20 protein-coding genes are annotated in these 21,188 nt (G+C 67.4%); 9 read left to right on the forward strand and 11 right to left on the reverse strand.

All coding sequences use genetic code 11. The annotated features are described in order from the left end of the window. The first annotated feature begins 1 nt into the window (after nt 1). From cydB to cydC, 3 genes are all read left to right on the forward strand, one after another. Nucleotides 2–1,033 carry a cytochrome d ubiquinol oxidase subunit II gene (gene cydB / locus F3087_RS21835; RefSeq protein WP_150403875.1) on the forward strand — a complete coding sequence of 344 codons (1,032 nt, stop codon included), beginning with the start codon at nt 2–4 and terminating at the stop codon, nt 1,031–1,033. 3 nt (nt 1,034–1,036) lie between these two features. Next, nucleotides 1,037–2,815 (forward strand): thiol reductant ABC exporter subunit CydD, encoded by a 1,779-nt coding sequence (cydD, locus tag F3087_RS21840; protein ID WP_150403876.1) that lies wholly within the window; start codon nt 1,037–1,039, stop codon nt 2,813–2,815. Nucleotides 2,816–2,930: 115 nt separating this feature from the next. Next, the gene (gene cydC / locus F3087_RS21845; RefSeq protein WP_150403877.1) at nt 2,931–4,646 is read left to right on the forward strand and encodes a thiol reductant ABC exporter subunit CydC; all 1,716 of its coding nucleotides are present in this window, start codon (nt 2,931–2,933) and stop codon (nt 4,644–4,646) included. A 263-nt stretch (nt 4,647–4,909) separates the two neighbouring features. On the opposite strand, the gene F3087_RS21850 is transcribed toward cydC, so the two are convergent. From F3087_RS21850 to F3087_RS21875, 6 genes are all read right to left on the reverse strand, one after another. Further along, complete coding sequence (locus tag F3087_RS21850; RefSeq protein ID WP_150403878.1) at nt 4,910–5,617, reverse strand: FABP family protein; 708 nt, start codon at nt 5,615–5,617, stop codon at nt 4,910–4,912. Between the two features lie 192 nt (nt 5,618–5,809). Continuing rightward, on the reverse strand, nt 5,810–6,115 hold the full coding sequence (locus F3087_RS21855) for a DUF1416 domain-containing protein (RefSeq protein WP_040730884.1): 306 nt from the start codon (nt 6,113–6,115) through the stop codon (nt 5,810–5,812). Between the two features lie 2 nt (nt 6,116–6,117). Beyond that, entirely contained in the window at nt 6,118–6,951 is an 834-nt protein-coding gene (locus F3087_RS21860) for a sulfurtransferase (protein ID WP_150403879.1), read from the reverse strand. A gap of 28 nt (nt 6,952–6,979) precedes the next feature. Further along, complete coding sequence (locus tag F3087_RS21865; protein ID WP_150403880.1) at nt 6,980–7,477, reverse strand: DUF4395 domain-containing protein; 498 nt, start codon at nt 7,475–7,477, stop codon at nt 6,980–6,982. A 287-nt stretch (nt 7,478–7,764) separates the two neighbouring features. After that, nucleotides 7,765–8,205, reverse strand: a complete 441-nt coding sequence (locus F3087_RS21870) for a thioredoxin family protein (protein ID WP_150403881.1) — start codon at nt 8,203–8,205, stop codon at nt 7,765–7,767. Further along, a complete protein-coding gene (locus F3087_RS21875) occupies nt 8,202–9,011 on the reverse strand; it encodes an LmeA family phospholipid-binding protein (protein WP_150403882.1) in 810 nt (269 codons plus the stop codon). Before F3087_RS21875 ends, F3087_RS21870 begins: the two co-directional genes overlap by 4 nt. A 223-nt stretch (nt 9,012–9,234) precedes the next feature. Between F3087_RS21875 and F3087_RS21880 the strand changes: the two genes are divergently transcribed. From F3087_RS21880 to pstB, 6 genes are all read left to right on the forward strand, one after another. Then, the gene (locus F3087_RS21880) at nt 9,235–9,999 is read left to right on the forward strand and encodes a winged helix-turn-helix transcriptional regulator (protein ID WP_150404010.1); all 765 of its coding nucleotides are present in this window, start codon (nt 9,235–9,237) and stop codon (nt 9,997–9,999) included. A 205-nt stretch (nt 10,000–10,204) separates the two neighbouring features. Further along, entirely contained in the window at nt 10,205–11,125 is a 921-nt protein-coding gene (mshD, locus tag F3087_RS21885; RefSeq protein ID WP_150403883.1) for a mycothiol synthase, read from the forward strand. Nucleotides 11,126–11,368: 243 nt separating this feature from the next. Further along, nucleotides 11,369–12,484 (forward strand): phosphate ABC transporter substrate-binding protein PstS, encoded by a 1,116-nt coding sequence (pstS, locus tag F3087_RS21890; protein ID WP_150403884.1) that lies wholly within the window; start codon nt 11,369–11,371, stop codon nt 12,482–12,484. Nucleotides 12,485–12,578: 94 nt separating this feature from the next. Then, nucleotides 12,579–13,550, forward strand: a complete 972-nt coding sequence (gene pstC / locus F3087_RS21895) for a phosphate ABC transporter permease subunit PstC (protein ID WP_223885256.1) — start codon at nt 12,579–12,581, stop codon at nt 13,548–13,550. Further along, nucleotides 13,550–14,452 (forward strand): phosphate ABC transporter permease PstA, encoded by a 903-nt coding sequence (gene pstA / locus F3087_RS21900; protein ID WP_150403886.1) that lies wholly within the window; start codon nt 13,550–13,552, stop codon nt 14,450–14,452. The genes pstC and pstA overlap by 1 nt, the downstream gene beginning before the upstream one ends. A gap of 9 nt (nt 14,453–14,461) precedes the next feature. After that, on the forward strand, nt 14,462–15,238 hold the full coding sequence (gene pstB / locus F3087_RS21905) for a phosphate ABC transporter ATP-binding protein PstB (RefSeq protein ID WP_150403887.1): 777 nt from the start codon (nt 14,462–14,464) through the stop codon (nt 15,236–15,238). 66 nt (nt 15,239–15,304) lie between these two features. Here pstB and F3087_RS21910 read toward each other — a convergent pair whose 3' ends face one another. From F3087_RS21910 to F3087_RS21930, 5 genes are all read right to left on the reverse strand, one after another. Further along, the gene (locus tag F3087_RS21910) at nt 15,305–15,730 is read right to left on the reverse strand and encodes a hypothetical protein (RefSeq protein WP_150403888.1); all 426 of its coding nucleotides are present in this window, start codon (nt 15,728–15,730) and stop codon (nt 15,305–15,307) included. Nucleotides 15,731–15,906: 176 nt separating this feature from the next. Then, nucleotides 15,907–17,493, reverse strand: a complete 1,587-nt coding sequence (locus F3087_RS21915) for a hypothetical protein (protein ID WP_150403889.1) — start codon at nt 17,491–17,493, stop codon at nt 15,907–15,909. Next, on the reverse strand, nt 17,490–17,783 hold the full coding sequence (locus tag F3087_RS21920; RefSeq protein WP_150403890.1) for a type VII secretion target: 294 nt from the start codon (nt 17,781–17,783) through the stop codon (nt 17,490–17,492). The genes F3087_RS21915 and F3087_RS21920 overlap by 4 nt, the downstream gene beginning before the upstream one ends. Nucleotides 17,784–17,942: 159 nt before the next feature. Next, the gene (gene phoU, locus F3087_RS21925; protein ID WP_150403891.1) at nt 17,943–18,605 is read right to left on the reverse strand and encodes a phosphate signaling complex protein PhoU; all 663 of its coding nucleotides are present in this window, start codon (nt 18,603–18,605) and stop codon (nt 17,943–17,945) included. A gap of 101 nt (nt 18,606–18,706) precedes the next feature. Further along, nucleotides 18,707–21,007, reverse strand: a complete 2,301-nt coding sequence (locus F3087_RS21930; protein ID WP_150403892.1) for an LCP family glycopolymer transferase — start codon at nt 21,005–21,007, stop codon at nt 18,707–18,709. Nucleotides 21,008–21,188: the final 181 nt, after the last annotated feature.

The raw sequence follows: 21,188 nt of genomic DNA on the forward strand, positions 1-21,188 counted from the left end.
GATGAGTCTGCAAGAGTTCTGGTTCGTGCTGATCGGGGTGCTGTTCACCGGTTACTTCGTGCTGGAGGGCTTCGACTTCGGCGTCGGCATGCTGATGCCGATCCTCGGCCGGGGCTCGGACACGCGAAGGCGGGTGGTGCTCAACACCATCGGCCCGGTGTGGGACGGCAACGAGGTCTGGGTGATCACCGCGGGCGGCGCCATGTTCGCCGCCTTCCCGGAGTGGTACGCCAGCATGTTCTCCGGGTTCTACCTGGCCCTGCTGTTGCTGCTGGTCGCGCTGATCCTGCGGATCTGCGCGATCGAATACCGCGGCAAGATCAACGACCCGCGCTGGCGGGCGCGCTGCGACCTCGGCATCGGAATCGGTTCCTGGATACCGGCACTCGCGTGGGGCTGGGTGTTCGCCAACATCGTGCGCGGGGTGCCGCTGAACGAGAAGAAGCAGTTCGCCGGCTCGGTGTGGGACCTGCTCGGGCCGTACGCACTGCTCGGCGGGCTGACCACTGGCCTGCTGTTCGCCCTGCACGGCGCGGTGTTCCTCGGGCTGAAGACCGGCGGCGAGGTGCGCGACGACGCGCAGCGCACGGCCAAGCTGCTGCTGGCGCCGACGGCGGTGGTCGTCGGCGGGTTCGGCCTCTGGACCCAGCTGGCCTACGGCACCGGCTGGACCTGGATTCCGTTGGCGCTCGCGGTGATCGGGCTGGTGGCCGCCGCGGTCGCGGTGTTCGCCGATCGCGACGGGTGGGCGTTCCTCGGCACCACCGTCGTGGTGGCGGCGGCGACCACGCTGCTGTTCGGGTCGCTGTTCCCGAATGTGCTGCCCTCCACCATCGATTCCGCGTTCGACCTGACCATTCACAACGCGTCGTCGACGCCGTACACGCTGAAGGTGATGAGCTGGGCGGCCGTACTGGTCACGCCGGTGGTGCTGCTCTACCAGGGCTGGACGTACTGGGTGTTCCGCAAGCGGATCACCGTCGATCAGATTCCGGCACCGGTCGGCTTGCCGCTCGGCTCCGCGAAGGAGTGAGTCATGGCTCGCCCGCCCGTCGATCCGCGCCTGTGGCGGTATGCCCGCTCGGCCCGCCGCTACCTGGCGCTGAGTGTCGCACTGTCCGTGGTGATCACGGGATCGATTGTGGTCGCGGCGGTCATGCTGGCCCGGGTGCTGGCCGGGGTCGTCACCGATCCCGGCCGGCGCACGCTCGGCGCGTGGACGACGGAACTGCTCGTGCTCGCGCTCGCCGTCGGCTGCCGGGTGCTCGCCACCTGGGTGCAATCGCGGCTGGCGCACCGGGCCGGGGCGGGCGTGGTGGCGGAGCTCGAGACCGCCGTGCTCACCGCCGGGGCGCGGTTGTCGCCGCGGGAACTCGAAAGTCGCAGAACCGAACTCGCGGTCGTGGTGGGGACCGGACTGTCCGGGCTGCGCGGATACCTGATCGGATACGTTCCCGCACTGCTGCTTGCGGTGCTGGTCCCGCCGATCGTGTTGGCGGTCATCGCGATTCATGATCCGGTCGCGGGCCTGATCGTGGTGGTCACGCTGCCGTTGATTCCGGTCTTCATGATCCTGATCGGCCTGCTGACGCAGGGGCGGGCCGAGGCGACTCTAGCGGCGACGACGCGGCTTTCGGATCAACTGCTCGATCTGTTCGCCGGCATGCCCACGCTGCGGGCGCTGGGGCGCGAGCGCGGTGAATCCGGGAGTTCTGCTGCGAGCGTCGCCGATTCGACGGAGACGCGGCCCGGCTCGATGGCCGGACGGGTGCGTGAGCTGGGCGACGGGTTGCGGCAGCGGACGATGCGGGCGCTGCGCATAGCGTTCCTCTCCTCCATGGTGCTGGAGTTGCTCGCGACATTGAGCGTGGCCTTGGTCGCGGTGTCCATCGGCCTGCGGCTGGTGTTCGGTGAGATGAGCCTGTACGCGGGCCTGGTTGCCCTGGTGCTGGCCCCTGAGGTGTATCTGCCACTGCGGATGGTGGGGGAGCGGTTTCATGCCGCACAGGACGGAATGGCGGCCGCGGACAAGGCCTTCGCCGTCCTCGAATCCGCGCCGGAGGCAGCCGATTCGGGTGACCGGATCGGCGATGCGGCCGAGCCGTGGCGCTGTTCCGGCGTCGTCCGACTACAGGATCTTTCCGTCGCGGCGCGCAACGGCTTTGCGCCCGAAGAGTTGTCGGTGGAACTGCGCCCCGGTGCGGTGACCGTGCTCGCCGGACCGAACGGCAGCGGGAAGTCGACGGCGGTGCAGGCGATCCTCGGCCTGATCGCGCCGGACCGCGGGTCGGTGACCGTCGACGGCGTAGACCTGCGTGACCTGGATCAGGACGAGTGGTGGGCCCAGGTGGCGTGGCTGCCACAGCGACCGGTCCTGGTGCCCGGCACCCTGCGCGAGAACCTGGAACTGTTCGGCGCACAGGCCGAGTCACCCTCCGCCCACGGCCCGACCCGCGTCGTCGACGACCTCGAAGCCGCCTGTGTCGCCACCGGATTCGACACGGTCCTGGACGAACTGCCCGACCGCTGGGACACCGTCGTCGGTCCCGGCGGCGTCGGCCTCTCCCTGGGCCAACGCCAACGCCTCGCACTCACCAGAGTCCTCGCCACCGACCGCCCCATCCTGCTCCTCGACGAGCCCACCGCCCACCTCGACACCGACGGCGAAGCCGCCGTCCTCGCGGCCCTGCGCCAACGCGCCCGCGACGGCGCCACCGTCCTCGTGATCGGCCACCGCCCAACAGTTCTCGCCGCGGGCGACCACGTTGTCCGGGTGCGCGCGGCAGCCGCCGATCTGGCCGAGGTGACGATCTGATGAGCGGCGCAGCGGCGATCCGACTGGGTGGCGGCCACTACCCGCTCGGCATCGGCAGGCGGCCACGCATGGTTGATGTGCATGCCGCAACAGGCGGTTCAGGCATGGTGCGGCGATGACCGCGGCGACGGAGGGGGCTTCGGTGCGTGGCGATCTGCGGCGGATGTGGGCGTTGCTCGAGTTGTCTCGGTGGCGCGTGGTGGTGGCGGTTGCGTGGGGCGTGCTGGCGCTCGGGAGTGGGCTGGGGTTGGCGGCGCTTGCGGCGTGGTTGATTGCTCGGGCCTGGCAGATGCCGCCGGTGCTGGATTTGAGCATCGCGGTGGTGACCGTGCGGGCGTTGGGGATTTCGCGGGGGCTGGCTCGGTATCTGGAACGGCTTGCTACGCATGATGTTGCGTTGCGGGCGATGGCCACGGCGCGGACGACGGTCTATCGGACGTTGGCGGGCTCGGACTTCTGGTTGCGCAGGCCACAACGGTCGGATGCGGGCCGGCCCGGTGCTGAAGGGCCGCTGCGGCGTGGTGATCTGCTCGTCCGGATCGGTAGCGACATAGACGATCTCGGCGCGGTCGTGGTTCGAGTGTTCGTTCCGGTCGCGGTCGCCGCCGTGTTGTCCGCGGTCGCGATCGGCCTGCTCGCCACGATTTCGGTGGCCGCGGCCGCGATTCTGGCGGGGGCACTGGCACTTTCGGGGATTCTCGCGCCGTGGCTGTCGGCTAAGGCGGCGCGTGCGGCGGAACGGGCCGTGCATGCGGACCGGGCCGAGTTCACCGCGCAGGCGCTGACGGTGCTGGATCACGCGGCGGAACTGCGGGTCGCGGGCCGGCTGGACGCGGCACTCGGCGCTGCTAACAATGCATCTCAGCGTGCGGTCGCGGCGGAAGACAAGGCGGCCGCGCACAGTGCGTGGTCGGCCGCCGCCACCCCGCTCTCGATCGGTGCGAGCGTGCTGGGGGCCTTGCTGATCGGAATTACGCTCTACGGACCGTCCGGCGGTGCACCGGGCGCGATGACACCGATGGCGCTCACCGTGCTCGTCCTGCTGCCGCTCTCGGCCTTCGAAGCAGTCGGTCCGCTCCCTGCCGCGGCACAGGCACTGACTACGGCCCGTGCGGCCTTGCATCGGCTGATCCGGCTCGACGGCGGCGCTCGCTCGAACAATGACGCGGCGGTCGACAACCGATCAACTGCTGATGCGCTCGAAGTGCAACTGTCCCAACAACTTCCGGAGATACCCGCCGGCCGCAGAATCGCCGTAGTCGGACCGAGCGGTGCGGGAAAGACCACGCTGCTGATGCTGTGGGCCGGCCTGTTCGACACCCCCCGGCCCGGCGTCACCTTCTTCGCCGAAGACGCCCACCTCTTCGGCACCTCCGTGCTGGAGAACCTGCGCGTCGCACGCGGCGACGTCACCGAGGACGAGGCCGAAACCGCCTTGCGCACAGTAGGTCTCGGTGACTGGCTGGATTCGCTGCCGAAGGGCGTGCACACCGGTGTGGTCGGTGGCGCCGCCGCCGTCTCCGGTGGTCAACGCCGCCGCATCCTGCTCGCCCGAGCGCTGGTGTCCCCGGCCAGGGTGTTGCTGCTCGACGAACCCACCGAGCACCTCGAGGCCGAGGCGGGCGCAGACCTGTTGTGCGCCTTGCTCGATGCCGACAGCGGACTGGTCGCCCCCGATCGAACTGTGGTCGTCGTCACACATCAACTGCCGCCGGGCAACCGCGCCGAAGCCATCGTCCACGTCGACGCATCAGCCCAGGTCACGGCGGATTTCACGGACCGTGGAGTCCCCACTTCAGCTCATCGAGAAATTCCGTTGCCGACTCGCTGACTCGTGGCTAGATTCGTTTGTACACAAGGAAGGAGGTGGTTCGACGAATGTATGTTCAAAGGACTCGTGAGGTGGCTGCGCGCTAGCGCCACCGCTGCAGGTGATTCGCCGCGCGAGCGTTAGCGAATTCCACGCAGTCACCCGGCCCCCGAGCCCCCGTTTGAGTCCGAACGGGACCCGTGTAACTAACCATTACACCGGTAAGGCTCGGGGGTCGTTCCTTTTTCGGAGCAGGTTCGAACAAGCGGCGGAAAGCCCGCGAATCAGCCGATGTAGCGCTGCAAGCGGGCCGAGAGGCGTGGTTCCAAAGGACCGTCGGCCACCACTCGCTCCTCGACGTAGGCCAGATCGCCGCCCTCGACGATGCCGTAGAGGCGCTTGGCGCCGCCGACGACGATCCCGGACTGGCTGCGGATGACCACGTCGGTGGCGAGCTCCCAGGACGACTGGGTGAGCGCCTGACCGTAGAACAGTTCGACGATGCCGGTGCTGTGCGTGAGCAGCAGCTCGATCACCTCGTCGTTGCCGTCGATGCCGACCCGCCAGAAACCGCTCTCGCGCAGATCCGGGCCTGAATAGTTGCCCTCGGTGTCGAGCACCCAGGAGCGGGACTCCCAGGACAGGTAGTCGCCGCCGTCGTGCGCCACGATGATCTGCTGACCGAAGCGGTAGTCGCCGCGCTCGGGGCTGTTGCCCTCGCCCTCGCCGCGCCAGACGCCGACCATGGGCAGCAGCGCGAGCATGGAGGAACTCAGGTCCGGCCCGAGGCGCAGGTTCGCGGTGTCCTCCGGCAGTGGGAGATCCGGCAGCGCCGGAATGTTGCGGGAGCCGGTCGACTTCGCCCGCTCGACGGCCTCGGACACGGCTTGATCGCCGCTTCGGCGAGCAGCCGAATCGGCGGAGCCGTTGCCGTTCAGTTGTTCACTCGCTTGCTCGGCCGGATTAGAACCCTCGCTAGCGAGATCGCTCATGACTCGGTGAACAGCCGGTAGAAGACGTACAGGCCGAACCAGCCGATGAGGATGGCGACGGCCACCAGCAGAATCTCGAAGAAGAGGACCACATTTGGAGTCTAACGACATCCGCTGCTCTATACGCAGACGACCCCGGTGCTTCCCGTCATAGTTGGGGAAGCCCGGGGCCGTCGGCTGCGTACGGTCGGCTTACTTGGCGACCGCGACGTCCACGGGGTGGATGCCCGCGCCTTCCGGGCGAACCTCCGCCGAGCCGTTGCCGGCCGAGGAGAGCGCCCGCAACGTCCACGCGCCCGGCGCGGCGAAGAAGCGGAAGTCGCCGGTGCCGGAGGCGACGACCTCGGCGGTGAAGTCACCGTTGCCGTCGAGCAGGCGCACGAACGCGCCGCCGACCGGCTGACCGTCGGTGCTCAGGACGCGGCCGGTGATGACCGTCTCCTTCTCCACGTCGACGCCGGCGGGGATGGCCTGGCCCTGGGTAGGTGCTGCGCACATATTTACGCTCCCAACTCGATCGGTGCACCGACGAGGGAGCCGTATTCGGTCCAGCTCCCGTCGTAGTTCTTGACATTGCTGTGGCCGAGCAGTTCCTGCAGCACGAACCAGGTGTGCGAGGAACGCTCACCGATGCGGCAGTAGGCGATGGTCTCCTTCTCGCCGTCCAAGCCCGCTTCCTGGTAGATCTCGGTGAGCTCGTCGTCGGACTTGAAGGTGCCGTCCTCGTTCGCGGCCTTGCTCCACGGCACGTTGATCGCGGTGGGGATGTGGCCGGGACGCTGGCTCTGCTCCTGCGGCAGGTGCGCGGGCGCCAGGATCTTGCCGGAGAACTCGTCGGGCGAACGGACGTCGACCAGGTTCTTGGTGCCGATGGCGGCGATGACCTCGTCGCGGAACGCGCGGATGGTCACGTCGGGGGCGGCGGCCTTGTACTGGGTGGCCGGGCGGCTGACGCCGTCGGTGGACAGCGGGCGGCCGTCCAGTTCCCACTTCTTGCGGCCACCGTCGAGCAGCTTGACGTTGTTGTGGCCGTACAGCTTGAAGTACCAGTAGGCGTACGCGGCGAACCAGTTGTTGTTGCCGCCGTACAGGACTACCTCGTCGTCGTTCGAGATGCCGCGCGCCGAGAGCAGATCGGAGAACTGCTCCTGGTTCACGAAGTCACGACGAACTTGATCCTGCAGGTCCTTCTTCCAGTCGAGCCGGACGGCACCTTCGATGTGGCCACCGTCATAGGCGGAGGTGTCCTCGTCGACCTCGACGAAGACGATGCCGGGGGCGTTGAGGTTCTCTTCGGCCCAGTCCACGGAGACCAGGACATCGGAGCGAGCCATGTTGTTCCTTTCAGAGATGACTTGCGGATCAGTTCGGTGCCGGGGACGGGGTAATCCGGCGGAAACGGGCGACCAGGGGATAGATCTGGCAACCCAGGCAGATCCCGAACGCCGCGTTCAAGAACGCGGCGAACAGGGCAAAGCCGGCGAAGACCGCGCCGACAACTGTGGAGCCGAGCGCGAAGCCCAGCAGGGAGACCGCCGCGAAGACCAGGCCAAGCAGCTGCGCGAACTTCAGCGGCGGCACGGGTTCGGTCTCGGTGGTCGGGGCCACCCGGGGCGCGACGAACTTCGCGTAGATCCGGCCGTACGGATGCTTGCGCGGACCGTAGGCGGCGCCGATCGCGAAGACGACGGCCTGAATGGCGATGAGTATCGCGGCGGCGATGGGGGAGAAGATGGCTGCGATCAGCACCAGAACGAGGACGGCGGTGGTGACCCACGCGGCGAAGCGGGGTCCGCGAACATCGACCTGCCCGTTGGCAATTGACTGATTCTGCGAAGTTTTACCGATTTCGGTGGACATTGTGCGTACTCCTGCGCTGGATGCGACTGATGGCTGGAAAATTGCCAGTTCGCCGGGGGATCATCGAGATCACTCGCACGGCGGACAGAGGTCGGCGTCAGGAAATCTGGGAAAGCCGACCGCTCAGCGGCACAGGCAGCAACAACCACCGAGGCGGCACAGATCAACTGTGCGGCGTCGGGTGAGCATCAGCTCGTGGTTGTAAAGCACGAATGCAGTTTACCTAATCGGGCGGGAGAAAAGGACCCCGGGTTGATCACAGCTGCCCGGGAATCCTGTCAAGGCGGCTAAGCGGCGAGCGTCAGCGGCTCGAGCGCGGAACGCAGATCGGTCACCTTCGGCACGCCGGAGATCCGAAAGCGTTCGCGGCCTTCACTATCGAAGACGAACGTGGTCGGCAGCGAGAGCACGTTCAGTTCTTTGGCCAGCACCGGCTCGGCGTCGATGTCGACCTCGATGTCCAGCGGCGGCTGCGCGGACTCGGCCAGCTGGCCGGTGACGTCGGCGACGACGCGGCGCACCGCGGCACAGGGCCCGCACCAGTCCGCGGAGAAGTGCAGCACCGCGGGCACCGAGCCGGTCACGCCGACGGCGGCGAGCAGATCGGCCCGGGCCGAGCGGGTTTCGGTGACGTCGGCGGCGCGGACTTTGCCGTCGCGGCGGCGCAGGAGAACGCCCACCGCCAGCGCGGCCAGCAACATCACTGCCAGAATTGTGATTTCGATCATGATCGCTGCAATCGGTCGAGGTCGATCGTCACGTTCACGCCCTTGCCCTCCACTACGATCCATCCGCCTTGCGCGCTCACCTTGGTGGGATGGACACCGAACGGCAATTCCTTGATGTCGATAGTACGGGTGAAGCGCGCGAGCACCGCCGAGCGAGTGGCCGCCGGGATGGCCTCCTCGGGGATGGTCTTGTCGTTGCCCGCCTGCGGGCAGAAGCCGGTCGCGACGACTTTCACCTGGTCACCGTCGAGGGACAGGTCGGCCTGCACGAAGACCTTGTCGGTGCCGTACTGGGCGCTCGGCAATTCCGGCAGGCTGCCGAACAGGCACAGCGGTTCGTCGTCGGTCGAGGTCATGCCGGAGCCGCCGGATCCGCCCGTGCCGTCGGACTTGTCCCGCTGCGGCGGGCCCTTCACCTGCAGGTCGGGGATGGTGAACAAGCGGCCGAGCTCGGTCGGCCCGATCCGCAGCGAACTGTCGACCTGCTCCGCGGGCACGTCTTTCAGGCTGCCGTCGACCAGATCGTGCAGCGGGATCCGCACGCCGGTCAGATTCGCCTCGAATTCGTATTCCCCCGGCGTATGCGGAAGATTGCCGCTCGCCCGGATCCAGACATCGTCATAGCGACCGCCCGCGGCCTGCACGAGGAAGGAAACACCGCGGATCGCGACCGCGGGATCGGCGGGCAGATCGGTGCCCTGGCGCAGCGCGCGCGAGACCCGGTATTCCGAATAGGCGGCGACGCTGAAATCAATGACCACTGCCAGTCCCGCGAGAATCAGCAGCCCGATGATGAGCTTGCGCATTGCTGAACCTTATAGAGCGGTTGCGGGCGTCGTCGCATCGGGAAGCAGGCGCGACAGTGCATTTCTGGTATCAGACATATCACTCGGCGTGGCTCGGCGACCCGGATGGCGAGGTCATCGGGGTTGACGCGCTAATCTTGCATCCGAATTACCTGTGATCAGCGACGTGGCCCCCGGCAGTGCGGCTGTTGTCCAACGGAGCTACGAGATGGGAGGAGAGCTTGTGGAGCTACTCCTGCTGACCTCCGACCCCAACCCCGACGCGGTGTTGCCCTCGCTGTCGTTGCTGGCGCACAACGTGCGTCCGGCGCCGACCGAGGTCAGTTCGCTGCTGGAGGCGGGGACCGCGGACGTCGCATTGGTCGACGCCCGGACCGACCTGGCCGCCGCGCGCGGCCTGTGCCGCCTGCTCGGCAGCACCGGGTCGTCGGTGCCGGTGGTCGCCGTGCTCACCGAGGGTGGCCTGGTCGCGGTGAACGCCGACTGGGGACTCGACGACATCCTGCTGCCCGGCACCGGGCCGGCCGAGCTGGACGCCCGGCTGCGCCTGCTGGTCGGCCGCAACGGCGGCGTGGCCAGCCCGGAGAACTCCGGCAAGATCACCCTGGGCGAGCTGGTGATCGACGAGGGCACCTACACCGCCCGGCTGCGCGGTCGTCCGCTCGACCTGACCTACAAGGAATTCGAGCTGCTCAAGTATCTCGCGCAGCACGCGGGCCGGGTGTTCACCCGGGCCCAGCTGCTGCAAGAGGTATGGGGCTACGACTTCTTCGGCGGCACCCGCACGGTCGACGTGCACGTCCGGCGGCTGCGGGCCAAGCTCGGCAGCGAGTACGAATCGCTCATCGGCACCGTGCGCAACGTCGGCTACAAGGCGGTGCGCCCGTCGCGGACGGCGACCAAGGGCGACTCGGCGCCCGTTCCGGAGGACGAGCCGGAGGGCACCGACGACGCGCCGCTCGCTCCGGTCAACGGCTCCGTGCAGTGAGTTCGGCGGGCCCGCCGAACAATCCGAAACACCGTCGCGTCATTATGTGTTCGCGTCGCGTTCAGCGCGCCGGACGCGGTGTTCGACGCACCGCGATCGAGACGCGGATCGGCTTCGGCCGGTCGCGAAATGCTGGGCTGCGCAATGACGTTGTCCGGGTAGGGCTCCCACTCGGGATGCCGCCGAGCGCGAGGAATGGAGCCCGATGAACGGCGTGGCAACAGAGTGGACCGAGCGGCTGGATGCGGCCGCCGCCGCGGACGTCCGGCAACTGCTCGAACGCGCGGTCGCCGCCGACGGCGTGGCCCCGGTTTCCGAACAGGCCATCCTGTCGCTGAGCGCGGGCGATGACCCCGCGGTGCGGCATCTGATCGCCGTGCGCGACGACGCGATCGCGGGTTACGCGAATCTCGTTCCGGCCCATGGCGAACACCCGGCGATGGCCGAGGTCGCGGTCGATCCGCCGGCCCGCGGGCACGGCATCGGCGCCGGTTTGGTCGCCGCGGCACTTGCCGAGGGCGGACCGGGCACCCGGGTCTGGGCACACGGAAATCTGCCCGCCGCCGAGGCGGTCGCGGCCCGGCTCGAATTGCGCACCGCGCGCGAGCTCTGGCAGATGCGCCGACCCCTGGCAACGCCCGAGCTACCCGAAATCACGGCTCGCGGCCGGGTGACCATCCGCACCTACGCGGGGCCCGCCGACGACGCCGAAATCCTGCGCGTGAACAACGCCGCGTTCGCCTGGCATCCGGAGCAGGGCGGCTGGACCGAACGCGATATCGAGGTACGCCGCGCCGAGTCCTGGTTCGACCCGAAGGGCCTGTTCCTCGCGACGGACACCGCCGATCCCGGCCGCGTCCTCGGATTCCATTGGACCAAGGTGCATTACGACGAGAACCCGGCGGTCGGCGAGGTCTATGTGGTCGGCATCGATCCGGCCGCGCAGGGCCGCGGGCTTGGCCGGCTGCTGACCCTGGTCGGCCTGCATCATCTGCGCGAACGCGGCCTCGCCGAGGTGTTGCTCTACACCGAGGCCGACAACACCGCCGCGGTGCATACCTACACCCGGCTCGGGTTCACTCCGGCGCACATCGATGTCGCCTATTCGGCGGCCTCAGCTGAATAGCAGGGGCCCCGTCGGGGGCGTCTGAGTAAAACTGCGGCAAATGTCACACATAACGGGCTCAATCGCGCTTGCCTGTTCACTCGCCGTTCACTCAGGTCGGTCCAACTGTCAACCACGTGACTTTACGTTGATTGGTGGGCAGCCCACGGCTGCCTGGTGCGCGAGTTCCCCGCGAACAGCACCACATCACCCGTCCGGGCCAGGTGAGGGACCGGACGAGTAGGACGCCTTTCCGGAGGAATAGTGAATCTCAAGCGCAGCAGCGCCCTCGTTGGTGTGCTGGCCGTTGGTGCCATGACGCTCGCCGCCTGTGGCAGCGACGACAACACCAGCACCAGCAACGGCGGCACCACTGCCAAGTCGGACATCGCCTGCGGTGGCAAGAAGGCGCTCAAGGCGAGCGGCTCCTCGGCGCAGAAGAACGCCATGGACCGCTTCGTCGCGGCCTACGAGGCCAACTGCGACGGCAACACCCTGAACTACACGTCGAGCGGCTCCGGCGCGGGCGTCAACGAGTTCCTCGGAGCCCAGACCGATTTCGGCGGCTCCGACTCGCCGCTCAACGCGAAGAAGGACGAGACCACCAAGGCGCAGGACCGCTGCGGCGCGCCCGCCTGGAACCTGCCGACCGTCTTCGGCCCGATCGCCATCACCTACAACATCGACGGCGTCACCGACCTCGTGCTGGACGGCCCGACCGCCGCCAAGGTGTTCAACGGCACCGTCACCACCTGGGACGCCCCGGAGATCAAGGCGCTCAACCCGAGCGCCAAGCTGCCCTCGGACAAGATCTCGGTGATCTTCCGCAGCGACGAGTCGGGCACCACCGACAACTTCCAGCTCTACCTGGACGCGGCCGCCGACGGCGCGTGGGGCAAGGGCGCGGGCAAGGCGTTCGCCGGCGGTGTCGGTGAGGGTGCGAAGGGCAACGAGGGCACCTCGGCCGCCATCAAGAGCACCAAGAACTCGATCACCTACAACGAGTGGGCGTTCGCGAAGTCGCAGAACCTGTCCATCGCGCAGATCATCACCTCGGCGAGCAAGGACCCGGTCAAGCTGACCGCGGCCTCGGCGGGCAAGTCCATCGACGGCGTGAAGGTCAAGGGCGAGGGCAACGACCTGGTGCTCGACACCAGCTCGTTCTACAAGCCGACCGAGGCCGGCGCCTACCCGATCATGCTCGCCACCTATGAGATCGTCTGCTCGAAGTACAAGGACGCGGACACCGCCAAGGCGGTCAAGGCGTTCCTGACCTCGGCGACCACCAACGGCCAGAAGGGTCTCGACGAGGCCGGGTACGTCCCGATCCCGGACAAGTTCAAGACCCGCCTGACCACCGCGATCAACGCCATCTCCTGATCGCACTGTTGTAGCCATGACCGTGCACCCTGAGGTGACCGCCGCGGGCTCGTCGGATTCGACGGGCCCGCGGGCGGCCGGAGACATTCCCCCTATGTCGAGTGAACCTGGCACCGAGCCGGCCAAAAAGGCTCGTCCCGCCCACAGCAACCGGGCCGAGATCGTCTTCCGGTCTCTGGCCACCGCTTCGGGCGCGACCATCGTCGCCGCTATCGCGCTGATCGCGTTGTTCCTGTTGATCCGCGCGGTGCCCTCGGTCATGGCGAACGAGGCCAACTTCATCACCAGCACCGAGTTCAACACCACCAACGCGGACCACCTACGCTTCGGCATCCGAGACCTGTTCATGGTCACTGTGCTGAGCGCGGTGTTCGCGTTGGTGATCGCGGTGCCGATCGGTGTCGGCATTGCCCTGTTCCTGACGCACTACTCGCCGAAGCCGCTGGCCCGGCCGTTCGCGATGCTGGTAGACCTGCTCGCCGCGGTGCCGTCGATCGTATTCGGCCTGTGGGGCGTGCTGGTGCTGGCGCCGCAGCTAGAGCCGGCCGAACGGTTCTTGAACAAGAACCTGAGCTGGTTCTTCCTGTTCGCCGACGGCAACGTGTCGATCTCCGGTGGCGGCACCATCTTCACCGCGGGCGTCGTGCTCGCTGTGATGATCCTGCCGATTATCACGTCGGTGTCGCGTGAGGTCTTCAACCTCACCCCCGCCGCGCACATAGAGGCGGCGCACGCGCTGGGCGCGACGAAGTGGGAGATGGTCCGGATGACCGTGCTGCCCTATGGCCGCAGCGGTGTGATCGCCGGTTCGATGCTCGGCCTCGGTCGTGCGCTCGGTGAGACCATCGCCGTGCTCGTCGTGCTGCACACCGCGGCGAAGGCGGGTGGCTGGTCGTTGTTCGACGGCGGCTACACCTTCGCCTCTCGAATCGCCGCCTCGGCTTCGGAATTCAGCTCGCCGCTGCCGACCGGCGCCTACATCGCGGCAGGCTTTGTCTTGTTCGCACTGACCTTCGTCGTCAACGCGCTGGCGCGACTCGCCGCGGGCGGAAGGGTGAACGGGTGATGACCACGACCACGCTCGACAAGCCGATCAAGGCGCCGACCTTCCGTGACGTCAGCACCGGCCGCAAGATCCGCAACAACATCGCGACCGGCCTGGTCTGGCTGTGTTTCGCGATCGCGCTGATCCCGCTGGCCTGGGTGCTCATCATGGTGGTGAGCAAGGGGTTCGAATCGGTTGTCTCCCTTGACTGGTGGCAGAAGTCGCAGAAGGGTATCCTGCCCGACCAGTCCGGTGGCGGCGTGTATCACGCCATCTACGGCACCATCGTGCAGTCTGCGGTCGCCGCGGTGATCGCGGTGCCACTCGGCATCATGGCCGCTGTCTACCTGGTGGAATACGGTCGCGGAATGCTGGCCAAGACCACCACATTCATGGTCGACATCCTCGCGGGCGTGCCGTCCATTGTCGCGGCGCTGTTCATCTTCGCGCTGTGGATCGCCACCTTCGGCGCACCGCAGAGCGCGTTCGCGGTGTCACTGGCGCTGGTGCTGCTGATGCTTCCGGTGGTGGTGCGCAGCACCGAGGAAATGCTGAAGCTGGTTCCGGACGAGCTGCGTGAGGCGTCCTATGCGCTCGGTATTCCGAAGTGGAAGACCATCGCGCGGATCGTGGTGCCGACCGCGCTGCCCGGCATGATCAGCGGCATTCTGCTCGCGCTCGCCCGTGTGATGGGCGAGACCGCGCCGGTGCTGGTGCTGGTCGGCTACAGCAAGTCGATCAACACCAACCTCTTCGACGGCAACATGGCCTCGCTCCCGCTGCTGATCTACCAGGAGCTGGCGAACCCGGAGCCGGAGGGCCGGGCCAGGGTGTGGGGTGCGGCGCTGACACTGATCCTGCTCATCGCGCTGCTGTACGCGGCGGCCGCGGTCGTCAACAAGCTGCTCACGCGGAATCGATAGGAAACTCAGATGGCCAAGCGGATCGACGTCAAAGACCTGAACATCTTCTACGCAAAGTTCCACGCGGTCGCCGACGTGGACCTGACCGTGCTGCCGCGCAGCGTCACCGCCTTCATCGGCCCGTCGGGCTGTGGCAAGTCCACCGTGCTGCGCTCGCTCAACCGCATGCACGAGGTGACGCCGAACGCCCGCGTCGAGGGCGCGGTGCTGCTCGACGGCGAGGACATCTACGGCTCGCAGGTCGACCCGGTGGGCGTGCGCCGCACCATCGGCATGGTGTTCCAGCGCCCGAACCCGTTCCCCACCATGTCGATTCGCGACAACGTGGTGGCCGGGCTGAAGCTGCAGGGCGTGCGCAACAAGAAGGAGCTCGACGAGGTCGCCGAGCGCTCGCTGCGCGGCGCGAACCTCTGGAACGAGGTCAAGGACCGTCTGGACAAGCCGGGTGGCGGCCTGTCCGGCGGTCAGCAGCAGCGACTGTGCATCGCCCGCGCGATCGCGGTGTCTCCGGACGTGCTGCTGATGGACGAGCCCTGTTCGGCCCTGGACCCGATCTCCACGCTGGCGATCGAGGACCTGATCACCGAGCTGAAGAAGGAATTCACCATCGTCATCGTCACCCACAACATGCAGCAGGCTGCCCGGGTGAGTGACCAGACCGGCTTCTTCAACCTGGAGGCCCAGGGCAAGCCCGGCCGCCTGGTCGAGATCGACGACACCGAGAAGATCTTCTCCAACCCCGGCCAGAAGGCGACCGAGGACTACATCTCCGGCCGCTTCGGCTAGTCCGAGATCGGTTGGTATATACGAACAATGGCCCGCGCAGTGCGCGGGCCATTCGCATTTCCCGGATCAGCGGTTGCGGTCGATGGTGGAATAAGCCCACGGGGAGCAGCCGCTGTCGGTGCACACCTGGAGGCCGGCCTGGAAGGTCCGCAGGCCGCCACCGTCGACCTCTTGCACGTCGTTCAGCGAATGCCCGGAATGGGTCGCGACGAAGGTCGCGCCGGTGGCCTTTACCCGGAACTTGATTTCGATGTTGTAGCGGCAGTTGACACCGCTGTTGTCATTGCGGCCGATGTTGATGAAATGCACGTTGCCGTACGCGTCCCGGTCGACGCCGCCGACCGGGAAGACGTCGATGGTGTAGGTGCACGAGCCTTGCGATTGGCCGACCTGCGGGCTGGCGCTTGCAAGGCCGGTACCGCCGACCGTCATGGCGAAAGCCGCGGCCGCGATGGTGGCGCCAGTGAGCAGGCTCTGCTTGATGCGTGACATGGTTCCCCTCCATTTTGTGAATTGCTTGCGCGAGGCTGAATCCTGTTGTCTCCCTTGCCTCGATGTAAATTATGTCGGGCCGGGCTTAAGGTTCGCTTGTGGTGATCTTGCGGTCGGTGAGCGCGAAATATTAAGGCGCGGTTCCGCATTGCAGTATCGCGCCTATTTCGGGCCGATTACTGTTCGGCCGCTTCGGTTTCGGTCGTTTCGATCACGTAATTGTTCGGGCGGTGTTCGCGATCGGATTCGTTGCCGCGGGTCGGTGACGGGAGGCCGAAGAGGCTGCTGCTCGCCGGTGTGGTCGCGGCGGGGTTGGCGGTATAGGTGGCCGGGTTGTTCGCGGCCGGGGCCTGTTCGGCTGATTGAGTGTGCGTGTTGGCCGGCGATTGCGGTTGTCCGGCAGGCGTGTTCGACGGAGGTTGTTGTCCGGCGGGGGCGTTGGCCGGCGGTTGTTGTCCGGCGGGGGCGTTGGCCGGGGGCTGTTGTCCGGCGGGGGCGTTGGCCGGGGGCTGTTGTCCGGCGGGCTGTCCGGTGGGCGCGTCGGACGGCGGGGTTTGGGGCTTGTCGGTGGTGCCCGCCGGGTTGTCGGGGGTGGCGCCGGGGTTGTTCGTCGCCGGTGTGGCGGGTGTGTTGTCGACCGCGTGATCCACGCTGGTGATGATCTTGTCCGCGGCGGTGGCAAACTTTTCGGCCGCGCCGCCCGCGGAGTCGACGAGGTTCTTGCCTGCCTCGCCGCCTGCCTTGATGATGTCGTCCCAATCGTCGTCGAGTTTGCCGATGGACTCGATCAGGGTGGGCACATTGCCGGTGATCGTGCCGACCGCGGTGACCATGCTGATGACGTTCGCCGGAGTCCAGGAATTCGGGTCGTTGGCCGAACCGGACCCAACCTTGGTGGTGTCCGCCGGATCCGTGGTCTTGGGCTGTTCGGTGGTCTTGGGTTCCTCGGTGGTTTTTGGTTGCTCGGTCGTTTTGGGCTGCTCGGTGGTTTTTGGTTGTTCGGTGGTTTTTGGTTGTTCGGTGGTTTTTGGTTGTTCGGTCGTCTTGGGTTGCTCGGTCGTTTTCGGAACTTCGGACTTGTCGTCCACGACGCTCTTCGGACTGCCCGCCACGGGCACCTGCTGGTCCTGCGCCTTTTCCTGAGTCGCCGCGGGAACCGTGCTCGCGGGCTGGTCGGCGCTGATCTCCTGCGCGGTCAGCGTCGATTTCGGCGAGCCGGTGACCGTGTCGATCGGATCGCCCTCGCCGAGCGCCGAGCTCTGCGTCTGCACCGCGGTATTCGCCTGCTCGATGGCAGTGACGATGCCCGCCTGGGTGCCGACCATCTCGTTGAGCGCGGTGGTGATCGCCGTCTGATGGGTGTGCAGGTCTTCCTCGTCAGAGCTGTCACCCGACGCGGTGACCTGCCAATCGTCGGACACTTTGAATCCGGCGGTGGTCGCCTCGGTGACCTTGTCCAGCAACGACTGCCGATATCCGGTGAGCGTCGTGCCGCCGTTGATCAGCGCATTGGCGAGTTCGGTCGTCTCCAGTGCCATTTTGTTGGCAGTGTCGCGATCTCCGGCTATCCGGTCGTATGCCGCGTAATAGGCATCGCCGCTCCAATGTGAGCCCGCGTCCCGGATCTGCGTGACCGTCTGATCGATCAGCGTCCCGAAATCGGTATTGCGCGTCTTGATTTCCTCGCCGGCCTCGTTGAGTTTCCAAGGCTGCCATTGGTTTTGGACCTGGCTGAGGGTCGGATTCTGGTCGCCGCTCTTCATTGCCCGCCGCCCAGCTTCTTCAGGCTCGCCTGGAAGTCGGTGTCGGTCACCTCGTAGTTGGTGGCGCCGCCCTTGGCGATGTTGGATATCGCCTTGCCGCGCTGTGCCATTCGCAGCCAGCCGGCCTCGATGGTCGCGCCGGCCGTGGTGCAGGCGTCGGTCACGGTGGAGCCGGGTAGCGCGGCACCGAGCGCGCTGATGGTCGTGTTCACCTTCAGCGCGGCGATCTCGCCACTGATCTTGTCCATCGACGCGGCCAATGCGCGCAGCTCGGTTGGATCGACCTTCATGTCCGCCCCCTCTGTGCCGCAACTCCCATAACGGCATCCGCGTAGCGAGTCATCCACCGCTCAGCTACGTGGCCAATCTTTCATTCCCCGCCCATGAGACGTCAAGTCCCGCAAGGTAAAACTGCCTGCCATCTTGTTCGGATGGCAGGCAGTTCCCGATCAGGACTCGGCGTCCGGGTCCGGCGGCAATACGCCGGTAACCAAGAAGATGACCCGGCGGCCGATCTCGACGGCATGGTCGGCGAAGCGCTCGTAGTAGCGGCCGAGCAGGGTGACGTCGACGGCCGCGGCGACGCCGTACTTCCAGTCGCGGTCCATCAGCAGCGTGAACAGGTGACGATGCAGATCATCCATCGCCTCGTCGTCCTCGTTGAGCTGCGCGGCGCGCTCCGGATCGCGGGTCTCGAGCACCTCTTTGGCGCCCGCGCCCATGTTGACCGCGATGCGGCCCATCTCGGCGAAGTAGCCGTTGACCGCCTCGGGCAGCGCGTGGTTGGGGTGGCGCCGCCGGGCCACCTTGGCCACGTGCAGCGCGAGCGCGCCCATCCGGTTGACGTCGGCCACGATCTGGATCGCGCTCACCACCTGCCGCAGGTCACCCGCGACCGGCGCCTGCAGCGCGAGCAGAGCGAACGCCCGTTCCTCGGCATCCTGGATCAGTTCGGCGATCCGGTCGGACTCGGTGATCACCTGCTCTGCCAGAGCGAGGTCGGCCTGGAGCAGCGACTGGGTGGCCCGGTCCATGGCCGAGCCCGCCAGCCCGGCCATCTCGCCCAACAGGTGGGCGAGATCGGCCATTTGCTCGTTGTAGATGACACGCATAAAACCAGACATTAGTTCCCAGCGCTGACCAAGTCACGAACGGAGGGTGAATGACCGGTGCCGAACGGTAGCGACGGTGTTGCCGCAGGTCGGGTCCGTGCTTACTTGCAGGTCTCGTCGGCCGCGTTGACGTGCTCCAGATCCGACGGCAGGGTGACCGGCGTCGCAGGCGCCATCGAGGGCATGTTCGAGATCGGGTCGCCCACCGGTGTCGGCGTGCGCACCGTGCCGTTGAAGTCGCCGCCGATAACCACCTCGACGATGCCGCCGAGGTCGCTGGCCGATTCCATCAGCGCACCGGGGATCGCGCTGGCCACGGTGGCCGCGGCGGCCTCCTGCCCGGCCCCGTACCGGACCTTCGAGGTGACCTCGCTGCCGCCGGAGTAGTTGCCGATGTTGAAGATGCCGAAGCCCTGGTTGCCCAGCTTGGTCGCGGCCCGCTGGGCCAGGCCCGAGGTGCCGGAACCGTTGGAGACCAGCAGCGACACCGTGCTCGGATCGACGGCGGTCAGTTTGGGCGGGGTCGGCGGCGCGGACGGGATGGAGCCGGGGGCGGGGGTGATCTTCTTCTCGCCGGGCAGCGGCTGATCGTCGCGGATCGCCTTGAAGATCGCCTTGATGTCCTGCTCGCGCGGGATCTCGTTGCCGTAGGAGGTGGTGCCGGCAGTTGGGATGGTCAGGAAGGTGACCGTGCCCGCGTCCAGCTTCTGCAGCGAGCGGCCGAGGGTGAGCAGGTCCTGGGGCGTGACCCGGTCGACCGAGGTGTGGTTGGTGAACGCGTTGATGAAGCCGTTCAGCTTGCCGGGATCGAAGAGCACCTTGCTGGACAGCGCGCCGCGCAGCAGCGAGGCCATGAAGCGTTGCTGCCGGTTGATCCGGTCGTAGTCGCTGCGCTCTTCGCCGTAGACGTGCCGGGCGCGCACGTAGTTCAGCGCGGTCGAGCCGTTGACCTTCTGCTTGCCCGGGGTCTCCAGCACGGTGCCGAGGATCTCGTCGTTGATCGGCTTCGGCGAGCACACCTCGACGCCGCCGATCTGATCGACCATGGCCTCGAAGCCGGCGAAGTCGACGGCGATGAAGTGATTGATCGCGCTGCCGGTCATCCGCTGGATCGTGGTGAACAGGCACTTGGGGCCGCCGAGCGCGTAGACCGCGTTGAGCTTGTCGCCGATGGCCGACGGGAAGGTCTCGGCGGTGTACTGGGCCTTGTCGTTGTCCCAGCCGTTGCACTGCGGCCGGGTGACGTCGAGGTCGCGCGGGAACGAGACGACCACCACCCGCGAGCGGTTCTTCGGGATGTTCACCAGCATGACGGTGTCCGCGCGGGAACCCTCGGCGTCGTCGAGTGTGCCCGCGCCGACCTGACTGTTCACGCCCGCGCGGGTGTCGGTGCCGACGAGCAGATAGTTCTCGTCGCCGAGCTGTGCGTCCGAGTCGACCACGTCGTCGCTGTTGTCGTCGATCGCCGAGATCTGGGTGAAGTTGTTGCCGGTGGAGCGCAGGTAGCTCCAGCCGCCGCCGGTGACGAGCAGGCAGAGTACCGCGAACATGGTCAGGGCGCTGCGCCCGGCCAGGCGCAGCCGCTTGTTGCGGCGCTGCTTGCTGGCGGCCAGCCGGGACAGCGGCGCGGCGCCGACGGATTTGGGTTGTGCGGCACCGGATTCGTCGTTGGTGGGCCAGTCGGTCTGCTTGCGCTTGGCCCGGGTGGTCTCGGCCAGCGGCGGCAGGATGTCGGTGACCTCTTCGGCCGTTTCCTGCTTCGCCCTGGCGGCCGTGGGGGTGGCTTTGCGGCTGTCCTCGCCGCGCCGGTTCGGCGTGCGCGCCGCGGGTGCGCCCGCGATGTCCTGAGCGACCGGTGAGCCCGCGGTGCGGGGCGGCGGGGTGTCGGCGGGACGCCGGGGTGGCTGCTCGGCCGGGCGGCCCGGTGCGGGCTGCCGACGGGTCGGCTCGCTCGGGCGCCGGGCGGCCTGGTCCGGCTGGCGCGGCGGGTCTTGGCGGCGCGGCGGTTCGGCCGGGCGGCGTTGAGTCGGTTCCGCCGGGCGGCGCTGAGTTGATTCCGCCGGGCGGCGCTGAGTTGATTCCGCCGGGCGGCGCTGAGTTGGTTCGGCAGGACGCGGTTCGGATCCGGTGGGAGCAGGCTGGCGCGGGCCGCGACTCGGCGCCGCACCGGTTTCCGGAGGCTGGGCGGCGCGGCGGCCACGGCGGCCGGAGCGCTCGTTGTCGACCTTCTGCACCAGATCCTGCACGGTGAGCGGGGCGGAGCCCGCGTCGGCGGTGGCGTCGGTATGCCGGGATCGCCGGGACGACCGGGAGCCGTCTCGGTCGTTGTCCTCCGTGGGATAGCGCTCCCACGGGGCGCGATCTCCGGGCCGTGGCGAACGCCCGTGCCGATCGTCACCCACCAACGAACCTCGCTTTTCGTCTACGTCGCCGCCTCGGGCCGTACTCGACCGGCTTGACCGATTCCGCAATGATAACGATTCCGCCACGGTGAGCCACCTGAGTGCGAAATCGAATTTGCCACACGCTGATTTGGATACCCGAACCGGCGTCGGTTCGCCTGGGTATCAGCGGTGCGCTATC

It is taken from the genome of Nocardia colli (assembly GCF_008704205.1).
GTDB lineage: Bacteria > Actinomycetota > Actinomycetes > Mycobacteriales > Mycobacteriaceae > Nocardia > Nocardia colli.